This is a genomic window from Streptomyces sp. NPDC057638 (genome assembly GCF_042800315.1).
Classification (GTDB): domain Bacteria; phylum Actinomycetota; class Actinomycetes; order Streptomycetales; family Streptomycetaceae; genus Streptomyces.
Genome location: NZ_JBHVHF010000266.1, coordinates 1 through 11462, shown reverse-complemented (window position 1 = coordinate 11462; position 11462 = coordinate 1). Strand labels below are relative to the sequence as shown.

General features: G+C 69.9%; 7 protein-coding genes and 1 riboswitch. Of the genes, 3 read left to right on the top strand and 4 right to left on the bottom strand.

Features of this window, described 5'->3' with window-relative positions; genetic code table 11:
* Positions 1–687: 687 nt before the first annotated feature.
* The 4 genes from ACFVIM_RS27320 to ACFVIM_RS27305 form a co-directional block, all read right to left on the bottom strand.
* On the bottom strand, positions 688–2211 hold the full coding sequence (locus ACFVIM_RS27320; protein ID WP_384306510.1) for a glycoside hydrolase family 3 protein: 1524 nt from the start codon (positions 2209–2211) through the stop codon (positions 688–690).
* A 4-nt stretch (positions 2212–2215) separates the two neighbouring features.
* Positions 2216–3046, bottom strand: coding sequence for a carbohydrate ABC transporter permease (locus ACFVIM_RS27315; RefSeq protein ID WP_384306507.1), 831 nt, complete (start codon positions 3044–3046; stop codon positions 2216–2218).
* A complete protein-coding gene (locus ACFVIM_RS27310) occupies positions 3043–4023 on the bottom strand; it encodes a carbohydrate ABC transporter permease (protein WP_384306504.1) in 981 nt (326 codons plus the stop codon). Before ACFVIM_RS27310 ends, ACFVIM_RS27315 begins: the two co-directional genes overlap by 4 nt.
* Positions 4024–4130: 107 nt before the next feature.
* A complete protein-coding gene (locus tag ACFVIM_RS27305; protein WP_384306501.1) occupies positions 4131–5417 on the bottom strand; it encodes an extracellular solute-binding protein in 1287 nt (428 codons plus the stop codon).
* Positions 5418–6164: 747 nt separating this feature from the next.
* Here ACFVIM_RS27305 and ACFVIM_RS27300 point away from each other — a divergent pair.
* The 3 genes from ACFVIM_RS27300 to ACFVIM_RS27290 all read left to right on the top strand — a co-directional run bounded on the left by ACFVIM_RS27300 (position 6165) and on the right by ACFVIM_RS27290 (position 11429).
* Entirely contained in the window at positions 6165–6974 is an 810-nt protein-coding gene (locus ACFVIM_RS27300; RefSeq protein ID WP_384306499.1) for a GntR family transcriptional regulator, read from the top strand.
* Between the two features lie 803 nt (positions 6975–7777).
* Positions 7778–7852: riboswitch (cobalamin riboswitch) on the top strand.
* Positions 7853–8019: 167 nt separating this feature from the next.
* Positions 8020–10416: a ribonucleoside-diphosphate reductase subunit alpha gene (locus ACFVIM_RS27295; protein ID WP_384306496.1), complete on the top strand. Its 2397-nt coding sequence runs from the start codon at positions 8020–8022 to the stop codon at positions 10414–10416.
* The gene (locus ACFVIM_RS27290) at positions 10416–11429 is read left to right on the top strand and encodes a ribonucleotide-diphosphate reductase subunit beta (RefSeq protein ID WP_384306493.1); all 1014 of its coding nucleotides are present in this window, start codon (positions 10416–10418) and stop codon (positions 11427–11429) included. Before ACFVIM_RS27295 ends, ACFVIM_RS27290 begins: the two co-directional genes overlap by 1 nt.
* Positions 11430–11462 lie beyond the last annotated feature (33 nt).

The window sequence follows — 11462 nt, the reverse complement described above, 5'->3', positions numbered from 1 at the left end:
CGCTTTAGCCGAGATTCTCAGGATCGACGTGCTCAGCCGCTCGTTCCTCGCGGCTTCCGCGCGACTCACCTGAGATCCCCCAGGCCTGCGCCTGGGGGTGCCCCCAGACGCGCCCCTTCGGCTCAGAACCGACCTCGGGTAGGTCGAGTCCTCACACGGAGCTACTCACCGGCAGAGCCCCTTGAGCGGATCCGGTGGCGAAACTCCCTCGCGGAGTCCGGGGGTGCGCGTCCTTCGCCCGTCGACAACGGTCACGGTCACACACACCGTCACCACGGCAGCCGGGGGTCAGCGGGCACGTTCGGGGGGTGCAGGGTCGCCCCCGCAGGGAGGAGCGGGACAACCCGGCCTCACGCGACAGGAAGGCCTCGTCCGCCGCTCCCGAGGAGGTGAGCCCGGAGGCCACCGAACCCCGCACACGAAAGACAGCGGCAGCGACAGACACCGCGCCCGCGGACCGTGTACGACGGAGCACACGGACACCCTTCCCGGCCGCACAGGCCGTCGGCACGCGGACAACGGCGACCGGCCCGAGGCGGGCCGACGGACACGGACACCCAGGTCCTGCGGGCAGCGGGCGCAACGCTGAGCGCCCGCAACAAGAGAGAGGGGGACGTCGGTACAGGGCGCGGTCCCCTCCTGTGAAGCCGCGCCCGGCATCGACGTCCCCCGGTTCTCCCGCAAGGGTCACGCGCCCGTGATGACCTCCGCCGCCGCCCGGCCGCAGACCGGCGCCGCGCCGTACGTGGCGATGTGCAGCGCGCCCGAGGGGGCCGCCTGGGGGACGCCCATCTCGACCACGATCGTGTCGGGGCGGGCGGTCAGGAGGGCCTGGAGCGTCTGGGACATCCACGGGTGGCGGTGCTGGTCGCGGACGACCGCGACCGTGCGGCGCTCACCGGCCGCGCCGAGGATGCGGGTGGCCAGCGCGGCCACGCCCTCGTCCTCGGCCCGTCCGGCGGGGTGGGTCTCGCCGTCCGTGCCGGGGAGGAGCTCGGTCAGGGCACCCAGGACGCCCCAGGGGGTGGCGTCTCCGGCGGCGATGTTCGCCTCCGGCGAGAAGGTGGCCACATGGACCGCGCCGCTGACCGGGGTGTGGTGGGCGGCCCGGGTGACGGTCAGCGCGCGCCGGGCGGCGTCGAGGCCGACCGCCGGGTCGGGGGCGCGCCGGGCGTCGGGCCGCGCCTGGGCGGTGGACCAGGCCCCGAGGGCCCGTACCCGCCCGGCCGCGTCGGCGAGCCGCTCCTCGCTGAGTTCGCCCTCACGCACCGCGCGGACGATGGCTTCGACCAGTTCGGTCACGAAGTCCTCGCCGTCGGGGCCACCGCCGGTGCAGATGGCGTCCGCGCCGGCCGCGAGCGCCATGACCGTGCCCCGGGCGATCCCGTAGGTCTGGGCGATGGCACCCATGTCGATACCGTCGGTGACGATGAGCCCCTCGAAGCCGAGGCCGCCTTCGGCGCGCGGGGCGCGCAGGAGTCCGTTGAGGACCTTCTGGCTGAGGGTCGCCGGGTACTCGGCGTCCAGCGCCGGGGTGACGATATGGGCCGTCATCACGGCCTTGACGCCCTGGTCGACGGCGGCCTGGAAGGGGACGAGGTCCCGCTCCCGCAGGACCGCCTCGCCGACCTCGATGGTCGGCAGCCCGAAGTGGGAGTCGGTGGCCGTGTCCCCGTGGCCGGGGAAGTGCTTGGCGCAGGCGGCGACGCCGACGGACTGGAGCCCGTCCACCCAGGCCGCCGTGTGGCGGGCGCAGAGCGCCGGGTCGGCGCCGAAGGCCCGTACCCCGATGACGGGGTTGTCGGGGTTGGCGTTGACGTCGGCGTCGGGCGCCCAGTTGAAGTTGACGCCGCACGCGGCGAGCGAGTGCGCCAGTTCCCGGGCGACCGCGCGGGTCACGTCCGGGTCGTCGACCGTGCCGAGGGCGAGGTTGCCCGGCCAGGAGGAGCCGTCGACGACCTCCAGGCGGGTGACGTCGCCGCCCTCCTCGTCGATGGCGACGAGGATGTCCGGGTTCTCCTTGCGGAGTTCCGCGGTGAGGGCGGCCACCTGCTCGGGGGTCTGGCAGTTCCGTCCGTACAGGGCGACGGAGGCGAGGCCCTCGGCGATGGAACGCCGGACCCACTCGGGGGCGGTCGCTCCGGCGAAGCCGGGCTGGAGGACGGCGAGGGCGTCGGCGTGGAGCTGGTCCCGGGGAATCTGGGAACTCATCGGGTCATCCCTTCACGGCGCCGTCGGTCAGCCCGCTGACGGCCCTGCGCTGGAGGAAGACGAAGAGGATGAGGACCGGGATCGCGAAGAGCGTGGAGGCGGCCATGGTGGCGCCCCAGTCGTCGCCGAAGTTGCTGCGGAAGCTGGCGAGCCACACCGGCAGGGTCTGGAACTCGGATTCCTTGTTGAGCACCAGCACCATCGCGAACTCGTTCCACGCGGTGATGAAGCCGAACATCGAGGTCGACATCAGTCCGGGCGCCAGCAGCGGCAGGATCACCCTGCGGAACGCCTGGCCACGGGTGCAGCCGTCCACCATGGCCGACTCTTCGAGCTCCCTGGGGACCGCCGCGACGAAGCCGCGCAGGGTCAGCAGGGTGAAGGGAAGGATCATCACCATGTAGAAGAGGGTCAGCGGCACCAGGCTGTTCAGCATGTCGGCGTCGCGGACGATCATGTAGATCGCGATGACCATGACTTCCCAGGGGGCCATCTGCGCCATCATGAAGGCGACGATGAAGCCCCGGCGGCCCTTGAAGCGCATGCGGGCCAGGGCGAAGGACGCCGCGAGTCCGATGATCAGCGAGAAGATCACCGCGAGCACGGTGACGGTGACGGAGTTCCGGACCAGCGTCCAGAAGTTGTCCGCCTCGAAGGCCGTCTTGAAGTGTTCGAGCGTCGGAGCGGTCGGGAACCAGACCGGGCTCTCCGAGATGATGTCCGGCGTCTTCTTGAACGACGTCGCGAACATCCAGTAGACGGGGAAGACCGAGACGATGATCAGCAGGACTGCCGTGACGTTGGGCCAGCTGCGGCCGAGCAGGGAGCGCTTCATCGCCCGTCCTCCTCTTGCTTGAGAACGATCCGGAGGTAGTACGCCGTCAGGATCAGCATGAGCACGATGGTCAGCATGGCGATGGCGGAGCCCATGCCGTAGTGCTGGTTGCCGATGCCCTCGATGTAGGCGTAGACAGGGAGGATCTCGGTGAGCCGGTCCGGACCGCCCTGGTTGATCGTGTAGACCTGCACGAACGCCTTGAAGACCCAGATGATCTCCAGGAACGTCGTGGCGTAGAGGAAGGGGCGCAGGAAGGGCATGGTGACCGAGGTGAAGCTCTTCCAGGCGTTGGCGCCGTCGAGCGACGCGGCCTCGTAGAGCTCCTTGGGGATGGTCGTCGTCGCCGCGTAGAGGTTGATCGCCACGAACGGGATCGACTGCCACACGATCAGCAGCGTGACCACGAAGAAGGTGGAGAACTGGGTCCCCATCCAGTTGTAGTCGGCCATCCCGTCGAAGCCGAGCTGGACCAGGACCCAGTTGACGACTCCGAACCGCTGGGCGAAGAGCCACTGGTAGACGGTGGTGGAGGCGACGACCGGCATGGCCCAGGCGAGGACCAGACCGACCAGCAGGGCGACCCGCATCCGCTTGCCCAGGCGGGCCAGCAGCAGGCCGACCAGGGTGCCCAGGATCATGATCAGGACGACATTGACGGCCATGAAGACGATGGACCGGCCGGTGACCCGCCAGAAGTCCGAGCCGGTCAGGACGTCTCTGTAGTTGTCGATCCCGTTCCACTCGGTGAGGTGCTGGATCAGCTGCCTCATATTGAGGTTCTGGAACGACAGGATCCCGTTGTTGATCAGCGGCCAGCCCAGGAACACCAGGGTGGCCACGACCGCGGGCAGCATCAGCAGATAGGGCGCCAGCGCCCCGATTCTCCCTGCCGCGGGGGGTTTACCTGGTCCCTCACCGGTCCGCGGAGGGACCGCCGTCGGGCCGGAAGGCGGCCTTTCGGTCTGCACGGTCATGCGCTTGCCATCTCTTCCTAGGCGCTATGGGGAGGCAAAAAAGCGGTTGGGCACAGAGGCGAACCGGGGACGGGCTCTCGCTGAGCCCGCCCCCGGTCTTCTGTGCCTTACTGCTTCTGCGCGAGGCGCTTGTTGAACTCGCCCTCGACCTGCTTGGCCGCATCGGCCGGGCTCTTCCCGTTCAGGACCGCCGTCAGGTAGGTCTTGATCGGGTTAGGCGCGTTCTCCACCGCGGCCCACTCGGGGATCAGCGGGGTGGTGCCACCCTGCGCGGCCGACGGGGCGGCGGCCTCGGCGACCGGGTTGCCCTTGAGGTTGACGTTCAGCGACTCCTTGTTCGGGATGACGCCGTTGACCTTGGCGAGCTCACCCTCGTACTTGTCGGAGAGGGCCAGCTTCAGGAACTCCTTGGCGAGCGCCTTGTTCTTGCTGCCCTCGGCGACGGCGAGGTTGGAGCCACCGAGGAAGACACCCTCGGGCTTGTCGGCGGTCTCACCGGGGATGGTGAAGTAGCCGATCTCCTTCTCGATGGCCGGGTTGGCCTTGATCGCCGTGGCGGCTTCCCAGCCCATGCCGATGAAGGCGCCGGTCTTGCCCTTGGCGAAGATGTCGGCCTGCTGCGGAGTGGCCTCGTCCTTGTCCTTGGGCGCCTTGGAGTAGGACTGGAGCTGCTTGTACAGCTCGGCGGCGGCGGCGACCTTCGGGTCACCCAGGTTGGAGACCCACTTGTCGCCGTCCTTCTTCACCAGCTCGGCACCCTGGCCGATGGTGAGGCCGACGAAGTGGTACCAGTTCTGGCCGGGCAGGTAGATCGGCTCGGCCTTGCCCTTGGCCTTGATCTTGTCCAGGGCGGCGATGAACTCGGCGCGCGTCTTCGGCGGCGCGGCGATACCGGCCTCCTTGAAGACGGACTTGTTGTAGAGCACCACGCGGTTGGCGAAGTACCACGGGGCGGCGTACTGCACACCGTCGACGACCGAGGCCTTGTTGAGGTTCTCGGCCCAGTCGGCGCCGATCTCCTTCTTGAGGTCGCTCAGGTCGGCGAGACCGCCGGTCTTGGCGTAGGAGGGGGTCTGGGTGTTGCCGATCTCGAAGACGTCGGGCGGGTTCTCCTCGGAGAGCGCCGTCGTCAGCTTCTGCATGATGCCGTTCCACGCCTGCTCTTCGAACTTGAGCTTGGCGCCGGTCTTCTGCTCGAACTCGGCGGTCAGGTCGGCGAGCCACTTGTCCGGGGTGGAGCCGTCCATCGCCCAGAGCGTGAGGGTCTTGCCCTTGAAGCTCTCCGGGCCCCCCTTGTCCCCGCTGTCCGAGTTATCATCCTTACCACCACCGCACGCGGCAATGCTGATCATCATGCCCGCGACACCGATCGCCGCGATGAGCTTGCGCTTCACGCCACCCTCCTCAGGGATGTCTGCAACCCCCCTGCCCACCGCGAAGCTGATGCCTAGTGACACTCGTACCGCAGAGCTGAAGCTAGTGACGCTCGTGGGGCTGGGAACCGGCCTTTAGTGGTTTAGACCAGTACCCGGAGCTTGGCCTAGACCTTTATGGCTGTCAAGACTCGGTCAGAAGCCCCAACCCGTCCGTTACCAGACCGACATCTGACCCCTGAGTAGAGCCGTTCCGGGCCGGGCATTCCTTCTCATCCGTTTCTCTCACACCACTGGATCGCCCCTGTATCGGGGGGTACGGAATCCCTCCATTCCGGACCACCGCCGATCCCTCCGAGGGCCTTCGCCAAGGCCATGACCGGGGCCATCTCCGGCGGCGTCTCCGGGGCCGCCGCTCGGGGGGCTTCACCCGGGAACCCCCGCCCGCCCCGCGCCCCCGCGCTGGCGTCCGCGCGCCCCTCCCCCCGTACACCCTCCTTATCTCATCCACCCGTACGCTGTGGTCACAACGGCCCTTCGGCGCTCCCTCCCGACCCTTCCTCCGGCACCTCTCGGCCCCTTCGGCCCCTACTCCGGCCTCTGACCAGCGGCGGGCCCCGTGCGGGGCCCGGAGCAACATGGGGCTATGGACTAGACCAGACCTGGTGGCCTCGGTGTATAAGAGGGTCACTCGTGCTCGTTGCCCGTCCGGGCACTCAACCCAGGGACGCCTTCGGGCCGCCCCGTGCCACGATCAGCGTCTAGTCAATGGAGGAAGCGGTGACGGCAGCAGCACAGCAGCCCGGCAGGCAGGGCCTGGCCCAGGGCGCGGACGGCACCGAGAGCCCGGGCGCGCTGATCGGCCGCACCTCGCGCGTTCCCAAGTACTACCGTCTCAAGCGCCATCTGCTGGAGATGACCGAAACCCTTCCCCCGGGAACACCGGTCCCGCCGGAGCGCACCCTCGCCGCCGAGTTCGACACCTCGCGCACCACGGTCCGCCAGGCCCTCCAGGAACTGGTCGTCGAGGGCCGTCTGGAGCGAATCCAGGGCAAGGGCACCTTCGTCGCCAAGCCGAAGGTCGCACAGGCACTGCAACTGACCTCCTACACGGAGGACATGCGCGCCCAGGGCCTGGAACCCACCTCGCAACTGCTGGACCTCGGCTATGTCACCGCCGATGACACCCTCGCCGAGCTGCTGGACATCAACACCGGCGGACGGGTGCTGCGCATCGAGCGGCTGCGGCTGGCCAGCGGCGAACCCATGGCGATCGAGACCACCCATCTGTCGGCCAAGCGCTTTCCCGCCCTGCGGCGCTCCCTGGTGAAGTACTCCTCCCTGTACACCGCCCTCGCCGAGGTCTACGACGTCCGTCTCGCGGAGGCGGAGGAGACCATCGAGACCTCACTGGCGACGCCGAGGGAGGCCGGGCTGCTGGGGACGGACGTGGGACTGCCGATGCTGATGCTGTCGCGGCACTCGGTGGACGCGAACAACGAGCCGGTGGAGTGGGTGCGGTCGGTCTACCGGGGTGACCGCTACAAGTTCGTGGCCCGCCTCAAGCGGCCGTCCTGACCCACGCGCCGTCCCGGCCCGTAGTCGGTCCGGTACATAGTCGGTCTGGTACGTAGTCGGTGCGGTGCGCCCTGGTCCGCCGTCGGTCCACTCCGCCGCCAGTCGGGTACGCGGTCGGCCCGGTCCGCCGTCGGTCCGGCAGGCCCTCTCCGGTACGCCCCGGGTCCGCCCCCGCGCGCTCGTCCGCCCCGGTCCGCCCCGCCGCCCTACCGCCTGTCCGGTACGTCTCGGAGAGCGGCCTTGGCGGGACGGACCGGGCCGGACAGCGGCTTTCCGGTCCCGGGGCGCGGCCGACCCATGGCCCGCCGCGCCCCTCCCGCGCCAGATTCACCCCGCGCCCCTCCCCACCCGCGTTCGTCCCGCACCCTCCTGAACCCCGTTCCTGTCCGGCCGGACCGTCCTGACCTGGTTCACCCCGCGCGTCTCACCCCGCCCGCGCGCGTCCCAGCCCCCGGCCGTCCACCGGTCCGCGTCACCCCGAGCCCCCGGAGGCTTCCCTCCCGGGGCTCCACCGCCGTGCCCGTGTGCCCCGCCCGCGCGGCCCGCCACCACCGGGGGAACCTCCCCCCTCGCGGCCCGCGCTCGCGGGCCCCGACTCCCCTGCTCCGCGCCCGAATCGGCCGCTCGCCCCTGCCCAGGGGCCTGCCGGGGAAGGGGTGCGCCCACCCGCTCCCGTACCGGCTCCACGGCACCGATCGCTCACGGCGCGCCCCCATCCCAACACGACCCGACACAACATGTGGGGGCGGCAACGACCCCCCGCCCCCACATGTATGCTCGTCTCGCTGTCGTCCGCAGAGGAATCCGGTGTGAATCCGGAACTGTCCCGCAACGGTATGCCGTGGTGCGTTTTTTCTCCCGCACCACCGCGAGTCCGGCCGTCTGCCGACAGCGCACCCGGATCAACCGACCCGGGTGCCAGACGTCCGGGCCTCGCGGTTGGGCCGGTGGACGCCGTGCGGTGCGCTGTCCCCCTGCGGGCTCGCCCGCGTACGGCCCTGCCCTCCCGCCCGTCGGCCCGTAGCCGAGCGAGGGAGAGCACCACGTGACCATCGCGCCAGCCGATCCGGCCGCACCGATCGACGCGACGGCCGCCGAGCGGACCGAGGACGGCCCCGGGACCGCGCTGCTGCGGACCCTGACCGACCTCACCGCCGATCTGCCGGACACCGACCCGGGCCGGGTGGCCGCTGCCGCCCTGCGCGGCCGTCACGCCGGTTCGGACGCGGCCGAGCTGCGGACGCTCGCCACCGACGCCGCCGCCGGACTGATCTCCGAGGACCCGGCCTACTCCCGGCTCGCCGCCCGGCTGCTCACCCGTACCGTCGCCGAGGAGGCCGCGGGCCAGGGCGCCACCTCGTTCACCGCGTCCGTCGCCGTCGGCGTGGAGCAGGGCCTGATCGCCGACCGCACCGCCGAGTTCGTCGCCCGCCACGCCGACCGGCTGGACGCCGCCATCGACCTCACGGCCGATGACCGCTTCGGCTACTTCGGACTGCGCACCCTCTACAGCCGTTATCTGCTGCGCCACCCGCTCACCCGCCAGGTCATCGAGACCCCGCAGTACTTCATGCTCCGGGTCGCCTGCGGCCTGGCCGAGGACGACTCCGAGCGCGCCCTGGCCGAGGTGCTCTCCCTCTACGGGCTGATGAGCAGGCTGGACTACCTGCCCTCCTCCCCCACCCTCTTCAACTCCGGCACCCGCCACCCGCAGATGTCCTCCTGCTATCTGCTGGACTCCCCGCTGGACGAGCTGGACTCGATCTACGACCGGTACCACCAGGTCGCCCGGCTCTCCAAGCACGCGGGCGGCATCGGTCTGTCGTACTCCCGGGTGCGCGCCCGCGGCTCCCTGATCCGGGGCACCAACGGACACTCCAACGGCATCGTCCCGTTCCTGAAGACCCTCGACGCCTCCGTCGCCGCCGTGAACCAGGGCGGCCGCCGCAAGGGCGCCGCCGCCGTCTACCTGGAGACCTGGCACGCGGACATCGAGGAGTTCCTGGAGCTGCGCGACAACACCGGCGAGGACGCCCGGCGCACCCACAACCTCAATCTGGCGCACTGGATCCCGGATGAGTTCATGCGCCGGGTGGAGACCGACTCCACCTGGTCGCTCTTCTCCCCGGCCGATGTGCCCGAGCTGGTCGATCTGTGGGGCGAGGCGTTCGACAGCGCCTACCGCGCCGCCGAGGCGGCGGGTCTGGCCCGCAGGACGCTGCCCGCGCGCGAGCTGTACGGCCGGATGATGCGCACCCTCGCGCAGACCGGCAACGGCTGGATGACCTTCAAGGACGCCTCCAACCGCACCGCCAACCAGACCGCCGAGCCGGGCCACACGGTCCACTCCTCCAATCTCTGCACCGAGATCCTGGAGGTCACCGATGACGGCGAGACCGCGGTCTGCAACCTCGGCTCGGTGAACCTGGGCGCCTTCGTGACCCGGACCACCGAGGGCGCCGAACTGGACTGGGAGCGGCTGGACGCCACCGTCCGCACCGCCGTGACCTTCCTCGACCGTGTGGTGGACATCAACTACTACCCGACCGAGCAGGCGGGCCGCTCCAACGCCCGCTGGCGCCCGGTGGGCCTGGGCGCCATGGGCCTCCAGGACGTCTTCTTCCAGCTCCGGCTGCCCTTCGACTCCGCCGAGGCCCGCGCCCTCTCCACCCGGATCGCCGAGCGGATCATGCTGGTGGCCTACGAGGCGTCGGCCGACCTCGCCGAGCGCCATGGCCCGGTCCCGGCCTGGGACAAGACCCGCACCGCGCGGGGCGTGCTCCACCCGGACCACTACTCCACCGACGCCGAGCGCAACTGGCCCGAGCGCTGGGCCGCGCTGCGCGAGCGCGTCGCCACCACCGGGCTGCGCAACTCGCTGCTGCTCGCCATCGCGCCGACGGCGACCATCGCCTCCATCGCGGGCGTGTACGAGTGCATCGAGCCGCAGGTCTCCAACCTCTTCAAGCGCGAGACGCTCTCCGGTGAGTTCCTCCAGGTCAACTCCTACCTGGTGGCGGAGCTGAAGGAGCTGGGCGTCTGGGACGCGCAGACCCGTGAGGCGCTGCGCGACGCCAACGGCTCGATCCAGGGCTTCACCTGGGTCCCGGCCGAGGTGCGCGAGCTGTACCGCACCGCGTGGGAGATCCCCCAGCGGGGACTGATCGACATGGCGGCGGCCCGGACCCCGTATCTGGACCAGTCCCAGTCGCTCAACCTGTTCCTGGAGACGCCCACCATCGGCAAGCTCAGCTCGATGTACGCGTACGCCTGGAAGCAGGGGCTGAAGACCACGTACTACCTGCGCTCCCGTCCGGCGACCCGGATCGCCCGCGCCGCGTCCGGCTCCACCGCCGCCGCGCCCGTCCCCGTACAGCAGGCGCCCTCCGACGCCGTCGCCTGCTCCCTTGAGAACCCCGAGTCCTGCGAGGCCTGCCAGTAATGTCCACCGCCGACAAGAACCTGCTCGACCCCGGTTTCGAGCTGACGCTGCGGCCGATGCGCTACCCCGACTTCTACGAGCGCTACCGCGACGCGATCAAGAACACCTGGACCGTCGAGGAGGTCGACCTCCACTCCGACGTGGCGGACCTGGCCAAGCTCACCCCGGGCGAGCAGCACCTCATCGGGCGGCTGGTGGCCTTCTTCGCCACCGGGGACTCGATCGTCGCCAACAACCTGGTGCTCACCCTCTACAAGCACATCAACTCCCCCGAGGCCCGGCTCTACCTCAGCCGCCAGCTCTTCGAGGAGGCCGTGCACGTCCAGTTCTATCTGACGCTGCTCGACACGTATCTGCCCGACCCGGAGGACCGCGCCGCCGCCTTCGCGGCCGTGGAGAACATCCCCTCCATCCGGGAGAAGGCCCAGTTCTGCTTCCGCTGGATGGACCAGATCGAGCAGGTCGACACGTTGGAGACGGCGGCCGACCGCCGCCGCTTCCTGCTCAATCTGATCTGCTTCGCCGCCTGCATCGAGGGCCTGTTCTTCTACGGTGCCTTCGCCTACGTCTACTGGTTCCGCTCCCGGGGCCTGCTGCACGGCCTGGCCACCGGAACCAACTGGGTCTTCCGTGACGAGACCATGCACATGAACTTCGCGTTCGAGGTCGTGGACACGGTCCGCAAGGAGGAGCCGGAGCTCTTCGACGACGCCCTGGAGCAGCAGGTCACCGACATGCTCAAGGAGGCCGTCGAGGCGGAGCTCCAGTTCGGCCGCGATCTGTGCGGCGACGGCCTGCCGGGGATGAACACCGAGTCGATGCGCGCCTACCTGGAGTGCGTCGCCGACCAGCGGCTGACCCGGCTCGGCTTCGCCCCGGTCTTCGGCTCGGAGAACCCGTTCTCCTTCATGGAGCTCCAGGGCGTCCAGGAGCTGACCAACTTCTTCGAGCGCCGCCCCTCCGCGTACCAGGTGGCGGTCGAGGGCTCGGTCGATCTGGACGAGGACTTCTAGGCCCTGACCTAGACCCCATGAGTACGGGTGGGG